The organism is Candidatus Poribacteria bacterium (assembly GCA_016866785.1).
Lineage (GTDB): Bacteria > Poribacteria > WGA-4E.
The window spans coordinates 1-16,833 of sequence record VGLH01000089.1 but is presented as its reverse complement, the minus strand read 5'-3'; the positions used below and the strand labels follow the sequence as shown (position 1 = coordinate 16,833).

Annotated in this window: 13 protein-coding genes; 10 read left to right on the top strand and 3 right to left on the bottom strand. The window is 66.2% G+C overall.

Annotated features, from left to right (window positions below):
- From FJZ36_13000 to FJZ36_12980, 5 genes are all read left to right on the top strand, one after another.
- Positions 1-1,656: dihydroxy-acid dehydratase (locus FJZ36_13000; protein MBM3215823.1), on the top strand; the 1,656-nt coding region annotated here is incomplete at its 5' end.
- Positions 1,577-2,443 (top strand): hypothetical protein, encoded by an 867-nt coding sequence (locus FJZ36_12995; GenBank protein MBM3215822.1) that lies wholly within the window; start codon positions 1,577-1,579, stop codon positions 2,441-2,443. The genes FJZ36_13000 and FJZ36_12995, both read left to right, overlap by 80 nt.
- A 13-nt stretch (positions 2,444-2,456) precedes the next feature.
- A complete protein-coding gene (locus FJZ36_12990; GenBank protein ID MBM3215821.1) occupies positions 2,457-3,950 on the top strand; it encodes a hypothetical protein in 1,494 nt (497 codons plus the stop codon).
- A 4-nt stretch (positions 3,951-3,954) separates the two neighbouring features.
- Positions 3,955-5,022 carry a M42 family metallopeptidase gene (locus tag FJZ36_12985; protein ID MBM3215820.1) on the top strand — a complete coding sequence of 356 codons (1,068 nt, stop codon included), beginning with the start codon at positions 3,955-3,957 and terminating at the stop codon, positions 5,020-5,022.
- Positions 4,955-6,193, top strand: coding sequence for a GNAT family N-acetyltransferase (locus tag FJZ36_12980; GenBank protein ID MBM3215819.1), 1,239 nt, complete (start codon positions 4,955-4,957; stop codon positions 6,191-6,193). Before FJZ36_12985 ends, FJZ36_12980 begins: the two co-directional genes overlap by 68 nt.
- Before the next feature lie 33 nt (positions 6,194-6,226).
- On the opposite strand, the gene FJZ36_12975 is transcribed toward FJZ36_12980, so the two are convergent.
- Positions 6,227-7,456, bottom strand: a complete 1,230-nt coding sequence (locus FJZ36_12975) for a VWA domain-containing protein (protein ID MBM3215818.1) — start codon at positions 7,454-7,456, stop codon at positions 6,227-6,229.
- A gap of 278 nt (positions 7,457-7,734) precedes the next feature.
- Here FJZ36_12975 and rpmG point away from each other — a divergent pair, with 278 nt between their 5' ends.
- Genes rpmG through FJZ36_12955 form a run of 4 tightly spaced genes read left to right on the top strand, consistent with a single transcriptional unit; the run spans position 7,735 to position 11,482 of the window.
- The gene (gene rpmG / locus FJZ36_12970) at positions 7,735-7,881 is read left to right on the top strand and encodes a 50S ribosomal protein L33 (GenBank protein MBM3215817.1); all 147 of its coding nucleotides are present in this window, start codon (positions 7,735-7,737) and stop codon (positions 7,879-7,881) included.
- 6 nt (positions 7,882-7,887) lie between these two features.
- A complete protein-coding gene (locus FJZ36_12965; GenBank protein MBM3215816.1) occupies positions 7,888-8,394 on the top strand; it encodes a molybdenum cofactor biosynthesis protein MoaB in 507 nt (168 codons plus the stop codon).
- A gap of 49 nt (positions 8,395-8,443) precedes the next feature.
- A complete protein-coding gene (locus tag FJZ36_12960; GenBank protein MBM3215815.1) occupies positions 8,444-10,384 on the top strand; it encodes a hypothetical protein in 1,941 nt (646 codons plus the stop codon).
- Positions 10,385-10,393: 9 nt separating this feature from the next.
- Positions 10,394-11,482: a hypothetical protein gene (locus FJZ36_12955; protein MBM3215814.1), complete on the top strand. Its 1,089-nt coding sequence runs from the start codon at positions 10,394-10,396 to the stop codon at positions 11,480-11,482.
- On the opposite strand, the gene FJZ36_12950 is transcribed toward FJZ36_12955, so the two are convergent.
- Positions 11,479-11,985 carry a Rieske 2Fe-2S domain-containing protein gene (locus FJZ36_12950; GenBank protein MBM3215813.1) on the bottom strand — a complete coding sequence of 169 codons (507 nt, stop codon included), beginning with the start codon at positions 11,983-11,985 and terminating at the stop codon, positions 11,479-11,481. The genes FJZ36_12955 and FJZ36_12950 overlap by 4 nt on opposite strands.
- Positions 11,982-12,794, bottom strand: a complete 813-nt coding sequence (locus FJZ36_12945) for a hypothetical protein (protein ID MBM3215812.1) — start codon at positions 12,792-12,794, stop codon at positions 11,982-11,984. Before FJZ36_12945 ends, FJZ36_12950 begins: the two co-directional genes overlap by 4 nt.
- Positions 12,795-13,159: 365 nt before the next feature.
- Here FJZ36_12945 and FJZ36_12940 point away from each other — a divergent pair.
- A partial coding sequence (locus FJZ36_12940) for a hypothetical protein (protein ID MBM3215811.1) occupies positions 13,160-16,833 on the top strand: 3,674 nt, incomplete at its 3' end.

Below are 16,833 nucleotides of genomic sequence, written 5' to 3'. Positions count from 1 at the left end.
CGGCGACGGGGTGAGGCTCCCGTGTTCGCGACGTTCGCCCCAGCTCACGTCCTCCGCGGCGGCTCGATTCCCGACGACCTGCGCGATGAGCTCGACGCCCTCGCCGTGCGCGCCGAGTCCGCCGGGCATCCACACCTCGCGGAGGAACTGCGAGAAGCCTGCCGCTACATCCTCCAGTGCTCGTCGAATCAGGCGTTCCAGGGCATCTTCGAGAGGATGACCCAAGAGGGGATGATCTCCGAGGCGTATCACAAGCACCTCGAGAAGTACCTCGCCGTGAACACCTGCGACGAGAAGGGCGGCATCTGCGCGTTCAACGGAACGGGGAACTCCTCGCGACACGTCGTCAGCGCGCTGGGACTCGTCCATCCCGCCGTCGAGCTGCTCACGGAACCGCCATCGCAGGAGCGCGTGAACCAAGCGATCGACGCGCTGTTCGGGTTCTGCAACGACCTGGAGTACGGCGTCGCGTCGATGGTGCGGGCGAACATCGAGAACTGCGTGCGTGTCCACGCGACGACGGGCGGCTCGACGAACCTCATCATGCACATCGTCGCGGCGATGCTCCACGCTGGGGTCGATTTCAGCCTGTCCGACTACGACGCGATCCGCCGCGCCGTGCCGGTTCCCGATCTGTTCGACTACTCGCTCACGTCGGGACGCGATATCTTCGCGCTGGCGCAGCAGTGCTGCGATGGCAGCGTGCGCGGCATGGAGACCGTCGTCTATGAGCTCGTGAACAACGGCGTGCCGATGCACCTGGACGCGCCGACCGTCACGGGTTCCACCTGGCGCGACCGTCTGTCGGACACTTCCGGCCTGTCGGCGGACGGCGTGGCGGAGAACCCCATCATCCTGTCGAAGCCCCGGCGGGCGTTCAGCGGCATCGACGTGCTGGAGGGCAACTTCTTCGAGACGGCGGTCGTCAAGATCAGCGGCATGCCGACGGCGCAGATCGACGAGTTCGACGAGAAGCTCTTCCTCGGGGTCTACTTCGAGAACGAGGAGGACGTCGTCGAAGCGCTGCTGGACGTGCGCCTGCTCGCGCGACTCCGCGACGACCGGGCGTTCGCAGACGGTGACCTGCGCTTCCTGGCGCGGGCGAACGGTCATACAGGCCCCATCGATAGCGAGCCCTACGACGGCCTCTACGACGCGATGGTAGCGGCGCGCACGCTGAAGCTCCTCATCATCGTCAGCGGGCAGGGACCCGTCGCGTTCGGGATGCCGGAGATGTTCACGCCAGCGCAGCACATCAACGCGAACCGGTCGCTGTCGCCGCTCGTGGTGCTGATCAGCGATGGGCGGTATTCCGGCGTCACGTACGGAGCCGCCGTCGGGCATGTCACGCCGGAAGCCGCGCAGGGAGGCGGCATCCTCTATATCAAGACGGGCGATCTGTTCCGCGTCAAGCTGCGCGACCGGCGGATCGACCTGGTGGAGCCCGACGGCTCCGGCGGCGTGCGTCTGCGCGACATCGACCCGATGGGCGACCGGGCATCGCTGGGAACCGAGCGCCTATCCCGAATCGTGGAACGTCGAGCTCGATGGATCGCCCCGACCAACGTGATGCTCGATGTCACCGACGCCGCCCACGGCGTCGTCCCCAAAGCTGTTGCGCAGTCGGCGGACGAGGGCTATCGTCTGCCGGGATAGATGTTCCGTCGAGGGAGACTGCGACATGTCAGCGTTCGGCATTCGAGCCACCTACGACCAGCTTCACGTCACGCTTGGCGACGAGCTCTTCTGCTCCTACCGGTTCCTCGGGGCGCGAAGGCCCTACATCTGGCCCCTCAACGCCCGCGAGGGCAGCGTCGTGCGGGGAGCCGGAACGGGCGATCACCCGCATCAGCAGGGCTTGTACCTGGCGTATGGGCTCCATGGTCACAACGGCGCGACGAACATCTGGTCCGACTGGGACGAACCGCCCTACGGTCGGTGCGGCGCGATGCACCACGTCCGGTTCTCAGCCATCGAAGACGACCGGTTCGAGGAATGGCTGCTCTACGCGAACGGCGAAGGCGAGCCCATCGCCGAGGAAGTGCGCAACGTGCGGTTCTCGACGCATGGTGATCTGCGCCGGATCGACTGGGAGAGCCACATCCTCTGGCTCAAAGAGGGCGTCGAAGCGCCGTTCCACTTCTCGGCGCGTCCGGCTCCGAGCATCCTAGCGGACGGCAAGGTCATCACATCGGACCGCGCCGAAGACCCGGCGAGCCGGGAGGCGCACCCCGCCGACTGCCTCGATTTCTCCGGCAAGGTCGGCGAAGGACGCGCCGGGCTCTCCGTCTACGACGATCCGGGCAACCCCGACCCGCGCGGCGAGTTCTGGTTCCCTAGCTGTTTGCTGCTCACGCACCACGCGCCCGTGCCGTTCCCGGCAAAGGGGATCGTGCTCCGGTTCCGCGCGGACGTGCACTCTAGCGATTTCACGGGCGCGTGAGCCTACCGAACCCATGCCGAAGCTCTTCTTAGGCATCGACATCGGCACGACGGCGACGAAGGTCGGCGTGTTCGGCTCGGACGGTAAGCGCCTGGCCCTGGCGTCGGCGGGCTGCCCGGTGCGCCGCGAGCACCCTGGGTGGGCGGAGCAGGACCCGGAGGACTGGTGGCGCTCGTTCCTCGCGTGTTGGGAGGATGTGCGCGCCGACGGCATCGCGCCGGGCGACATCAATGCCGTCGGCGTGTCCGGTCATTTCTCGACCGTGTTCCTCGACGCCGAGGGCAAGCCGGCGCGTCCTGCGATCACGTGGCAGGATGCCCGCGCCGTCGACGAAGCCGAATACCTGACCCAGAAGTACGACGAGACGGCGACGCAGTCGCTCGCCGGGGCTCGCGTGCCGTTCGCCCCGTCGATGCCCGCTTGCAAGGTTCGTTGGGTGATGACGCGCCAGCCCGAGGTCGCTGCCCGCGTCCGCTGGATCGCCCAGACGAAAGACTACATCGCTCTGCAGCTCTGCGGCGAAGTCTGCTCCGACGTGCAGTCGATGCTGGGACTCGTCCACGTTGGAACGGGCGTCGCGGATCCGGACTACGCGGCGGACCTGGGCATCCGTCCGAGCCATATTCCGAGAATCGCGCCGCCGTTCAGGAACGCAGGGTACGTCACTCACGAGGCATACGAAGCAACCGGGCTGCGGATCGGCGTGCCCGTGTCGCTGGGGTGGGTAGACGCCTTCTGCAGTATGCTCGCCACCGGCGTGTACCGACCGGGCGCGGCATTCGACTACGCAGGCACGTCGGAGATCGTGGGCGTGCGTGTGACGACTGAGCCCAGACGCCACGACGGGCTCCTGGCGCTCCCGTTCGACCGCAAGTCGAGCGTGGTCTACGGACTGACGAACTGCGGCGCCGACGCGCTCGCGTGGGCGAAGGAGACGCTCGGACTGTCGTCCTTCGACGAGTTGCTCGGGCTCGCGAGCACCGTCGAGACGGACGCGTCGAACCCCATGTTCATCCCATACCTGGACGGCGAGCGGAGCCCCATCTGGGACGCCGACGCGACCGGCTCATGGATCAACCTGCGGCGCAACCACGGGCGGAACCACCTCGCCCATGCGGCGTTGGAGGGCGTGGCATACGGCGTCTCCCAACTGGTGACGCTCGCTGGGCTCTACGGCAGCGTGTGTCCAAGCGAATTGGTCGTCAGCGGCGGCGGCGCGAGGAGCGATCTCTGGAGCCAAATTCGCGCCGATGTCACGGGTCTGCCCGTGCAGGTGGTCGATGAGGTCGAGACCGGCGCACTCGGAGCCGCCATGCTCGCCGCCGTCGCCTACGGAGAATACGAGTCGATGGCGGACGCCGCCGAAGCGATGACGCGCACCGGCAAGCGGTTCCAGCCCGACATGAACGCCCATCGGCTCCATCGCGCTAGGCAACAGCGGTACGACATGGCATACGACGCCATGCGTGTCCTCAAGGTGTCCGTGTACGAGCCCGACCGCGAGTAGATCCATGAATCCTGCTCAGCTCGAACTCCTTCGCGCGCTCTGCGAGACGGCGGCTCCTGCCGGACGGGAAGGGGCGATGGTCGAGCGGATGCGGCATCTGTTCGCTTCCGCCGGAGCCGATCCGTGCGTCGACTGGCTGGGGAACGTCACAGCACGGTTCGGCGGCGACGGCGCTGCCATCCTGTTCCATGCCCACATGGACGAGATCGGCTTCGTCGTCCGAACGGTGACCGCCGATGGGTTCCTGCGCGTCGAACGACTCGGCGGCGTCGGCAGGCGCTCGGCGTTGGGGTCGCCGGTCTCGCTGCTGGCGCGCGGGGGCGTCGTCGAGGGTGTCGTGGGTCTGCAGTCGCACCACCTGGCTTCGCCCTCCGAGCAGTTCACGGTTCCGCCGGTCGAGGATTGGTACCTCGACATCGGAGCCGAATCGGCGGAAGCAGTCGCGGCTCTCGGCGTCGGGATCGGAACCTTCGCGGCGTTCGCCCCGAACTTCCGCGAGCTCGGGTCGAGCCGGGTCTCCAGCAAGGCGCTCGACAACCGGGTTGGCTGCTGGGTGCTCGCCGAGCTCGCCCGTCGGTTCTCGGACGATCCGCCGCGTCTCCCGGTCGCCCTGTTGGCGAATGTTCAGGAGGAGTTCCACCTACGTGGTCTGATCCCTGCCGTCACGGACGCGAAGCCGGAGGTCGCCGTGGGTCTCGACATTACGCCCGCCGCCGACACGCCCGACCTGATCGGACGCAACTCGATCCGTCTCGGAGCGGGCCCCGCCGTCAAGATCATGGATTTCCACGGCAGAGGATCGCTGAACGGGCTGCTCGTCCCGGAACGGCTCGTCGAGTGGATCGAGAGCGCGGCGGCGTCGCAAGGCATCGAGACTCAGCGCGAAGTGGTCGTCGGCGTCGTCACGGACGGAACCTACCTGCCTTCATTGGGGATACCGAGCGCAGCGGTCTCGATCCCGGCGCGGTACACGCACTCGCCGTGTGAAGTCGTATCGCTGAGCGATGTCTTGCGCGCCGCAGACCTATGCGAAGCGCTCGCGCGCGGTGAGCGCCCGTCGTTCGTGCAATGATGTGCGAACCCGCCGGGATGGCGGCGGCAGGTCGGAAGAGGAGGTTTCAATGTCGGTCACGCCCCGTGGTGCCCGCCCCGAAGACCGCGAAGAACTTCGCGCCCTGGTCGGCAAGGTCTTCCGACCCAACCTGATGGACGAGTATCCGCAGCTCTTCCACGATGGGAACCTGCGCAACTGCCGCATCTCCGAGGAAGACGGCAAGATCGTCTCGCACGTCGGGATGACGATACAGGACGCGGCGATCTTCGGGAACCGCATCCGCGTCGCCTGCATCGGCGGCGTCGGAACCGACCCAGAGTATCGAGGCAAGGGACACGCGACCGCGTGCTTCGAGGATGCCGGCCGCGTCGCGCGCGAACAGGGCGTCGATCTGATGATGGTCTCCGGCGACCGCAAGCTCTACCGGCTCGCAGGTTGTCGAGGCGTGGGACCCGGCGCGTGGACGGAACTGACTCGCGACGCCGCTCAGGGCATCCCCGCCGACGGGTTCTCGCTCCGTCGGGCGACGCTGGGCGACATCGACCTGCTGGGAGCCATGCACCGAGCCGAACCTGTGCACTGGTTCAGACCGCCGGACACCTGGCAGCGCTCTCTCGACTGCGGATGGGTGATGAACCGGCTATCGAACTTCTGGATCGTCGAGCGAGCCCACGCCGCCTACGCGTACTTCGTCCTGGCAGAACCGGGCACGCGAGACGCGTCGCCGTGGGTTTCGGAGTACGCAGGCGACCGCCGCGCCCTGTTCTCGGCGTTCGGGATCATCGTCCGGGAGCGCGAGCTCGCGTCGGTGCGATGGTTCATCCCGGGATGGTCTCGGATGTGGGCAGCCATCGTCGGCGAGTATGGACTCGAAATGCGATCCAGCCACACGTCGGGCACGTATCTGATCGTCAACTTCGCCCAGCTCGCCGAACGGATGAAGCCCTATCTGAGCGAGTTCCTGGGAACCCAGACGACGGCGCGGCTGTCGTTCCGCGACGGCGCGTCGCCCGTCGTCGCTCTGGGAGGGGAGCGGTTCACGCTCCGCGACAAGGGGTGCGCGGCGCACTTCCTCTTTGGGACGCTCGAAGAGCGCCGGACGCCTGCTCCATCGGAGGGAGAGCTGGGATCGGCGTATGCCCGCGCGTTCCCCTTACCCGCCCTGTGGTACGGGTTGAACTACGTCTAGTAGGTGACCAGTAGTAGGTGACTAGGTGTGGGGTCAGTCCTCGCCGGGAATGCCATACCACTCGCCGCCCGTGCGCCGGGCGAGCGACCGATGTTGCTCCGTGCCAAGACCGATCACGTCGACCACGATGCCGGACTGCCGGGCAAGACCGATGGTCGCGTCGAGCGTCGAGGCTCCGGTAAGGGGTTCGTCGGTGACCAAGACGAGCCGCCGCTCGACGTTGTTGCGGAAGCGCACCTTCTTCACCGCCTTGTCGATGGCGTCCAGCGCGCGCTCGTCGCCGCCCACTTGGAAGCTCTCCAACAGCCGCTTGAGGCGCGCCGCGTCCCGCGACTGCGGGAAGATACGGATCGTCGAAACTTTGAACTTGACGACTCCGAACGTGGCGTCGTAGCCCTTGCGCTGCAGGTAGTCCATCATCGCGGCGAGGTTGTCTGCGACGGCGTGGATGTTGTTATCCATGCTGCCGCTACTGTCCAGCAGGAACACGATATCGACCGCATGGGGTCCCGAACCGTCGGCGACGGCTTCCGCGATGCCCTTGAGCGCCTTGCCGATCTGCGCGCGTCGCTGACCGGACGGCGTGCCGTCGTTCGCCGGGGCTGCATAGGCGATCTCACCCGTCCCATTGGGGGAACCCCCAGACTCATTCGACGGCTGCGGCGGGGCTTCCACCGCCCGCGATGGCTGCGGCGACAGCTCCGACACAAACGCGACGGTGGCTGACGTCGGCTCTGGCAGGTCTGGAACTACCCGCTGGAGCGCCGGTAGCGCGTCGGTTGGGCTGGGTCTGACCTGCGCGGCGGTCGCTACGCGAGGAGGAGCCTCGAACGCGACCGGCTTGGGCAGCTCGCGCGCCGGTAGTGGCGCAGGTTTCGCCGTCGGAGCCTTGGTCGGTTTCGGCTTGGGCGTCGCGACGGGCTTCTTGACGCGCGGCTTCGGAGCCGGAGCCTCTTTCTTGGCGGCGACGGGCTTCGGCGCGGCGGGCGCTTCCTGACGCGCCGCACGGCGCACATCGCGCGGCGAGACGAACGCCACTTGGATCGCCCCATCGAACAAGGGTTTCCGGCGCGCTTCGATGGGCTGGCTCCAGTTGATCGCCGAGGCAGACAGCATCAGCACGAGCCCGATATGGAGCGCCGACGAGAACACGCCCGCATGGAACGTCGTCGAGTGGTACCACGGTCGGTCGGGGCGCAGACGGACGCGGACAGTACGCGGCTGGGTGCGCGACAGAGCGAACTGCAGTTCGCGCCAATTCATGGAAGGTTCCGCCCGGAAGGCTGCGAATGGATTCCTGTGTAGATCGTCGCCCGACGTGGATACCCCGGATACGCGCGCGCTCTGACACGGGTTACGGCATCGAGCGACCAGAGCGCGGTCACCGGCGGTCTGCCAGCCGTACCCGATGATAGCTCAGGCGCGGCGCGAAGCGCATCTTGACGAGGCAATCCGCCAGCCGATAGAATACGTTGGCGCGTGCGGCGTACGGCGGCACGCGAGTCCCGCGCGGAGCCGACCGCGATCCGAAAGGAAGCCCGATGCGTGAGATCGTCCGACTCGTCTCCGAGGACGGGAAGTCCACCTACGTAACGAAGAAGAACCGACGGCTGCACCCCGAGCGCCTCGAACTGATGAAGTACGCCAAGCACCTGCGCAAGCACGTGATCCATCGCGAGAAGCGCTAGGCAGGCATGGGGTACCAAGCTCATCGCAAGGCGTCCACGGATCGCCCGGTCTCCTGCGCGGTCATCACGGTCAGCGACACGCGCACTCCGGAGACCGACACCAGCGGCAAAGCCATCCAAGCGGCTCTCTCCGACGCGGGACACCGCGTCCACGCGTACCGCATCGTGCGGGACGAACCGGATGAGATTCGCAGCCTCCTAGCCGAGTTGCTCGCAGACGACGAATGCCACGCGGTCGTGTTCAGCGGCGGAACGGGCATCGCCAAACGCGACACGACGTATGACGTCGTCCGCGCCTGCCTCGACAAGGAGCTTCCCGGCTTCGGCGAGGTCTTCCGGTATCTCAGCTACGCGGAGATCGGCTCCGGCGCGATCATGTCCCGCGCAACGGCAGGCGTGGCGCGCGATACGGTTATCTTCTCCATCCCTGGGTCCACGAACGCCGTTCGTCTGGCGATGGACAAGCTGATCCTACAGGAGATCCGCCACCTCGTGTGGGAAGTGGCGCGTTAGCTTCCAGCTCCCGCCCGGTATCGACGGTGACACGAGGAGACGCCATCCGATGAAGGGGCGGGATGACCGCCGCGCCAGCGGCGTCTCGTGGAGAGCCATCGCTCTCGGCGGCGTGCTGATCATCCCGAACGTCTTCTGGGTCCTCGAAGTCGAGGGGATGTGGCACTCCGGTCACCCGACCACCATCTCCCTCTTCTGGAACGTCGTCCTCAACGTCTTCGCGCTGATCGTCATCAACCTCGCCGTTCAGCGAGTTCGGCCGCGTTGGGCTCTGACCCAGGGCGAGCTCATCACCATTTACGTGATGCTCTCCATTGCGTCGGGTCTCGCCGGACACGACTCGCTCGCACTGACGATCCCGGCGATCCCGCACGCGTTCAAGTTCGCCACGCCCGAGAACCAGTGGGCGGAGCTCTTCTTCCGCTACATCCCGCAGCACCTCGTCGTGTTCGATCCCGAGCTCAAGATCCTCAACGGCTTCTACGACGGCGACGCCCTCGGCGACTTCTACACGTGGCGCGTGTTCCGACCGTGGCTGCGCGTGACGCTCTGGTGGACGAGCTTCATCACCGCGCTGGGTATGGCGATGGTGTGCATCAACGTCATCGTCCGCAAGCAGTGGACGGAACACGAGAAGCTCGCCTATCCCATCATTCAGCTCCCGCTCGCCATCACGGAGCGGGGCGGCTCGTCAGAGTTTTTCAGGAACCGCGTGTTGTGGTACGGCTTCTTCGCCGCCGCAGCGCTCGACATCCTCAACGGGCTCCACACGTTCTTCCCCTTCGTACCGGGACTCGCCGTAAGACACGACTCTCGCCATCTCGTGTTCACCGAGAAACCCTGGTCGGCGATGGGCAGCGTGACGCTCCCTCTGTATCCGTTCGTCATCGGACTCGGATACCTCCTGCCGCTCGACCTGTCGTTCTCGATGTGGTTCTTCTTCGTGTTCAAGAAGATGCAGGAAGTGTTTGCGTCGGCATCGGGATGGAAGCTGCCGGGGTTCCCGTACCTGAGCGAGCAGTCCATCGGCGCGTGGCTGGCGGTGTTCCTGTCGGCGATGTGGTTGACACGGCGACACCTCGGCGCGGTCGCCCGCCATCTGCTGGGTGTCCAACCGATGGACGACTCCGGCGAACCGATCCGCTACCGGACGGCGGCGATCATCCTCGGGCTCAGCGCCGCGTACATCCTCTACTTCTGCCTCCACGCCGGGATGACGTTCTGGATCGTCGTCGGTTTCTTCGCCTTCTTCTTCGCCCTCTCGACGGCGATCACACGGGTCCGCGCCGAGTTCGGACCCCCTGGGCACGAGATGGCTGGCATGGTGAACGGACAGCAGTTCCTCATCAACCTGTTCGGCTCGCGCGGGTTCGGCTTCCCGAATCTCGGCGTCGTGCCGCTGTTCTGGTTCTTCAGTGGGCGCGGCTACCGGGAACACATCATGCCGCACCAGTTGGAGGGCTTGAAGCTGGCGGAACGCGCCCGGATGAACACAAAGCGGCTCGTGCTGGCGATGGGCATCGCGCTGGTGCTAGGGTCGCTCGCGTCGTGGTGGGCAGGCGTGAGCGAGATGTACCGCCTCGGATACGCGCGCGCTCAGCCGTTCGTGGGGCACATCGGGCAGTACTCGTGGGTCGCGGGGCACTTCCAGAACCCGCTCGATCCGAACATGCCCGCGAGTATCGCGATGGCGGGCGGGATGGCGTTCACCTTCCTGCTGATGTATATGCGCATGAAGTTCATGTGGTGGCCCTTCCATCCGGCGGGCTATGCCATCTCGATGACCTTCGGCGTTGAGTACTTCTGGTCGTGTCTGGTCATCAGCTCATTTCTGAAGCTCGTCGTGCTCCGGTTCGGTGGGATGCAGGCGAATCGCAAGGCGACATCGTTCTTCTTCGGCGTCATTCTCGGCGAATACTGCGTCGGCGCGTTCTGGAGCGCTCTCAGCGTCATCCTGCAGACCCGTACCTATGACTTCGCCCCCGGATAGGGAAGCACCGTGACCCATCGCACGAGCCGTGGAATCGACAGCCCCGCCGCCCGACATCTCCGATGGATGTTGGCGACGCTCGCCGCGCTCTCCGTAGCGTCTGCCGCTGTCGCCGAGGAGGGCTCCTACGCGCTCGACTTCCTCTCGATGGGACTGGGCGCGCGCGCCGTCGCGATGGGCGGCGCCTACGTCGCCGTCGCCGAAGACGCGACCGCAGGCTACTGGAATCCCGCCGGACTCGTCCAGATACCATCGCGCGCCTTCGCCTCGCAGCGAGCGGATGCGTTCCAGTCCGGCACGGATTCGCTCTTCTCGCGTGGACTGGCGCAGTACACGTCGGTCAGCGGCGTCTTCCCGTTCGAGGGAGGGGCGAAGGTCGCCGTCACGTGGATTCGCATGGGCGTCGATGATATCCCGCGGACGACGTTCGAGGACGTCAACGGCGACGGCGTGCTGGGCACGTACCGCGACACGAACCTGAACGGCAAGAAGGACCCCGGCGAACTCTACGTCGACACGCCGGTCGTGGCTGACGCCTTCTCGAACGCGGACGACGCGGGGCTCGTCTCCTATGCCCGCGCGATCAGCCCCAAGCTCTCCGTCGGGGGAACCGTCAAGATCGTACGACAGTCGCTCTACGTCCACACGGGGTCCGGCTTCGGCGTGGATGCCGGCGCACTCTACACGGCGCACCCGCGCGTGCGCGTGGGTCTCGCCCTGTACGACATCGCCGGAACGCGGGTGAAGTGGAACACGACCACTCGCCCGACGTTCGTGCGAGAGGGCAGCGCCCGGCTTGGCGCGTCCTGGATCGTTCCGAGGCTGCCGCCGAGCGTGCAGACGACGCTCGCGGCGGACGTCGGTCTGGGCACGCCGGTTCGCCGCGAAACGGACCGGTCGTCTCGGTTCCACCTCGGCGCGGAGTGCACGCTGGTTCGCACGCTGAGCCTGCGAGTCGGTGGAGACGCGGGTTCATTGACGGCAGGGACGGGCATCGCCGTCCCGCTCCGAGGCTTCCGGCTTCACGCCGACTACGCCTTCCTGACGCATCCGGAGCTCGGTGACACTCAACGCATCTCGCTGAGTGGCGAGTTCTAGCCGTTGGCGATCTTGAGCTTGACCTTCAGCGCGCCGCCGTCTTCCGAGGACGACTGCAGACGGAACAGCGGGCGCAGTGAAGGACCGCGCACCACCTCGCCCTCGGCGGAGTAGACCGATCCATGGCCGCAGTCCTGGTGGCAGCGGATCGTCCCGTCTGATCCTGCTACCAACGGACATGCCGCGTGCGTGCACAGGTTCAAGAACGCCTGCACCTTGCCATCGCGCCGCGATACGACCAGTGACGGTGCGGTTCCGGCCGCAGGCACGACGACGCTGCCGTCGGCGCCGTTCAGAGGTTCCAGGGTCGCCGCTGGCACGACCGTGGTTTCGCCGTTGGCGAATCCTTCCGCTATCTGCTGCACCGGGTTCACCGTCTTGGGCTTGCCGCATGCGGCGATTCCGACGAGTCCGGCGCCTGCCGTGACAGCGAGGAAATCGCGTCGCGACCACGTGGGAACCCGCCGTGAGGGCTCTTCGAGGTCGGTTCTCTTAGCCATCATCGTATCTCCTCGGTCGATGACTCGCCGCCGGGCGCGGCGAGCTCGCTCATCCTGTGGAAGGGCATCCAGGGTCTCGACCGCATCCAGTTGTCGAATCGCTGCCACTGGAGAGGCGTCAGGCGGGCGCGGAAATCCTGGCGTGCGTGAAGCACCAGGCGATGCTGGTCCTCGAGAATCGCCCGCAGTTCGCCGAGCATTTCGCGCCACTGGGCAGCGTCGGGCGCTGTGGTCGGGGGTGCTTTCGAGTAGCGACTGACGACGGCAAGCAAGCGACCGCGCAGCGATGCATCCGCGGCTTCGTACCGACGGATCGCTTCACGGAGAACCCGCCGCTGGGCGTCGGTCAGCCGGATGTCGGACAGCAGATACTCGGTGGCAGACCCTGCAGGTTCGGGGGGTTCGTACCGCGCAGCAGGGGCTGGCTGTCTCCGCATGGTGTATGACGCCAACTCCCTCGCGTCGGGCTCGGCGCGGACGCCGTCGAAGTCAGGACGGCTCCGAGACCAGATCGGGGGGCCCATGGCTGGCGGCTCCAGGGACCCGAAGTCGGACACATCGGTCGTCACGACAGCGCGGCGTGGAGCGTCCGGGATCTCGACATCGCCGATGGTGACCCGGGGCGCTCGCATACCAGCCGATCTTGCCGCAGCCATAGGTCGAGGGGAGATACCCGGCATCGCCGACGAGACGTCGGCGGCGCGAGGCGACAGCGACGGCCGCGTTGAGAGCGCCTGACAAACGGCCACGAGCGCTGCGCCGAACACGACGGCAGCGACACGCGCCAGCCTACGAACCGCGAGTCGCGACATCGACGGTTCCTTAGCGATGTGGCTCCGACCACGCGAGGTTCTCTGCCCGATTGTACCACATCGCGGGCATGCCGCCGAGTGCGCAAACACGCCCGTGCCGATGGGTCACGGATACGCAGGAGACGGATCGTGCTGCCAATCTGAACCTTCCGCTTGGGCACGGCGTTGTCTCGGTGTAAAATGCCAGGCATGGGATGCGTCCGCATGCACAGCAGCCCATTGTGGAGTGAATCGGTGACAGCCTGGGATATGACATCGACTGTTGGCAGCGGGACGATGGTCTGATGCTCGCCCTTCTCCCACGAGGGCGGTCCCGGCACATAGAGGCGGATCGAGCGTTGCTCGCGGCGAGTTAGGAGCAGCGGATGAAGCGTGTTACACGACTCAGAATGTTGTTCGCGGCGTCCGCTGTGGCGCTCTTTGCGTTCCTCTCACCGGTCCACGCCCTCCTCCTGAACGGGAATTACCTCAGAGTGGGCGTGAACGGCGGCGGATCGCTGTTCGACTCAGCGACATCGAACAGCGTACGGTTCGATCCGACCGGCACTGGCACGTTCGGCGCCGCCGACTTCTTCTATCCCGGTTCCCCCGTCGAAGGGTGGACCATCAAGATCGATGGCACGGTCTACGCGCAGACGTCTCCGTCGGTCGGCATCGTCGGCACCCTCACGGATACCAGCGCCGGAACGACCCTCAGAGCTCACTACCTGTCGAACCCCATCGCTGCGACAGGCATCAGAGTCGAACAGGTGATCGCGTTCGACATCGCCGGGCAGGTCATCCGCTTCGACGTGTACGTGACGAACACGAGTAGCGTCGCGCGGACGGTCAAGTACATGCGCTACGGCGACCCCGACCAGGGCGCCAACGTCGGCGCTGGCTACAACACGCTCAACGATGTCCAGCTCGTCCCGCAGGGCAAGCTCGTCACGGCGGAGACGACGAGCCACGGGACCGTGGGCTTCGGCGCGCTGGGACTGAGCGACGCGGTTGCGTTTCAGGTCGTGGCGTTCGAGACGGGCGTGACGGGTTCGACCAACGATCCCGACGTCGTTCTGTCCGCCCCTAACGATCCGAATGGCGCCAGCGGCGACGACACGGTCCACGTGGCGTTCGACGTCGGCAGCATCGCTCCCGGCGCGACGAAGTCCTTCTCCCACTACACGGTGTTCGGTCCGACGGCGCTCGACGTTGTGGCGCTCTTCAACGACCTGGACGCCACGCCTGCGGGCCCAGCGGCGCTCGTGACGCTCTCCGGCGCCGCGAGCTTCCTGAACCCCGACGCACCGCGCACGCTCATCGCGTCGATCACCGACGCGGCGGGCCATCGCCTCCGCGAGGACAACTCGACGGTCGTCACGTTCGAGCAGTTGAACGCGCTCGACGAAGGCGCCGGTACCGTCAACGGGTTAGGGCCCGTCACGGTCGTCGAAGGTAGAGCGACGCTGACGATCACCGGCGGGGCGCTGGGGCCCGTCGTCATCGGCGCATCAGCGGACGGATTGGCGCCGGGGTTCGGGAACCCGGTGTCGTTCAGCGTGTCGCCGACCGTACCCCTGCCGTACGCGCTCCGAGACGGCCTCTCGTGGGACTGGACCATCCAGCAGGACGGCGAGGTCGAAGGCACGGACTCCGCGTTCAGTTGGGGCTTCTGGCTCCAGACGAACGGCTACGGCTTCCCGAACCGTACGACGGCTCTGGCGTCTCTGGCGGGGCGTCAGGTCGAGATTGGGCCCCAGGTGATCACTGCCAGCGAGGCAGGCGATGGACTGGAGATCACCCGCAAGGTCTATGTCTCGCCGACAGATGGATTCATCCGCTACCTCGAGATCTACAACAACACGTGGACATCGGATATCGAGGCGACCGCCTACATTCGCTCGTACAGTGGCGGCGAAGGCACATCGACCGTCCGCACGTCCTCGGGTGACAACCTCTTCGACACCGAAGACAACTGGATCGCTCAGCACGACTTCTACTACCCGGCGACGGCGGTCGTCACAGCGGGCGACGGCGGAGCCATCCGCCCGTCCTACGCCGAGTACTACGGCGACTACCGCATCCAGTACCAGTATGACTTCACCGTCCCTGCTGGGCAGCAACGGATCATCATGCACTTCGGCGCGCAGCGTTCGAGCGTCGATGCCGCCGAAGCCGCCGCGATCTCCCTGGCGAACCTGACGCCGCCGGACGCTCTCGTTGACATGTCGGACGCCGAGCGGAACGCGGTCATCAACTGGTCGATCAACGCGACTTCCGGGCCCGCGACGCAGATCGCGCTCTACGGCGGCACTGCGACGCTGCGACCGGAGGCTTCACGGACGTTCACGGCGATCATCCAGGACGCGGACGGCTTGCGCGTCGTCGGCGACAACACGACGCCCATCACGTTCACGAGGTCCGATGCGTCCGGCACGACGGCGCTGGGAACCGTGACCGCCGTTGCGGGTCGCGCGCAGTTCACCATGCTCGGCGGCGCCGAAGGTGAAGTGACGATCCAAGCCTCCGGCGGCGTGCCGTTGGCGGCGGGTCCGGGCAATCCCGTGTCCTTCCTCGTTTTCAGCATCGTGAACATCTCCGACGGCTTGACGCTGGAGGACTCGCAGGGGTTCCAGTGGGACATCCAGAGCGATGGCGACATCTCTGATGGCACATCCGACGCATTCGACGGCGGGCTCTATCTGACGACCGACACCAGCGGTACCCGGTCGTTCGACTGGTTCCCAGGACAGAGCACCGGCCGCATGGAAGCCGCCGGGCGGCAGCTCGTTCTGGGTCCCGCCCTCATGGGTGGCGAGGTCTCCCCGGCGGTCGAGGTGACGCGGCGTATCTACATCCCTCGAGCGTCGGCATTCGCCCGGTTCTTCGAGGACATCCACAATCCCAACGAGGAACCGGTGACGGTCACGATCAAGATCGAGTCGAACCTCGGCTCCGACGGCGACGAGACATTCCTCGAAACCTCGTCCGGTGATGACATTTTCGACGCCGATGACAACTGGTATGTCAGCGATGATCCATACGGTCCGCCGCCCGAGGGCGATCCTGCCGTCGCGTTCGTCATTGCCGGAGACGGCGGCTTGATCCGTCCATCGGCGGCGAGCCGAGACTACGACGACATCATCTACGAGTACGTCGTTGATATCCCGGCTGGCGAAACCGTGTCGATCCTCCATTACTCGGCGCAGCGGAATAGCGGCGACGAGGGCGTCTCCATCGCGATGGAGCTGGAAGCGCTCCTGGGCGACGCGCTCGGAGGCATGACGCCTGAACAGCTCGCGCGCGTCCAGAACTTCCCGACGTCGCCAACGAGCCCCTACGCTATCGCCAAGCTGAGCGGCGACGGCGCAAGCGCGCCGGTAGGCAGCGCGCATCCGTTCATCGCGCGCGTCCAGAACTACTTCGGCGACCCGGTCGAAGGTGCCGAAGTCGCGTTTGCCGTCATCGAGGGCGGCGGAACGCTCGCCGAGAGCTCCGCCATCTCGAACGCGGACGGCGAGGTGGTCGCGAACCTGACCCTCGGCGCGACGCCAGGGCTCAACCGCGTCCAGATGAGCGTTGGAAGCCACGTCGCGACGTTCAGCGTCACCGGCACGCGCATCATTCCGGTTCTCAGCAGCATCAGCCCGGTCCACGTCGTGGCTGGCGCTTCGAGCGTTACGCTGACGCTCAGCGGCGACAAGTTCAACGCCGATGCCGTCGTTCAGTGGAACGGCAGCGACAGACCCACGACGTGGGTATCCATCACGGAACTGACGGCGGAGATCCCATCGACGGACCTGGCGACCGCTGCGGAGGCGAACGTCACGGTCGTCAATCCAGGCGTCGCTGGCGACACGTCGGTCATCAAGAAGTTCCGTGTGCGCCATCCGCTGATCGTCGTCAGCAACTCCGGCACGGTTCCCCTGACCGTGAACCAGATCGCCTACGATGCGAAGCTGTATGACATCCTGCCTCATGCGTCGTTCGGCGTGCCGGCGGGAGGCGTGCAGGGCATCGCCATCGACTTCGCGACGATCCCGATCGGTTCGGCGTCGGA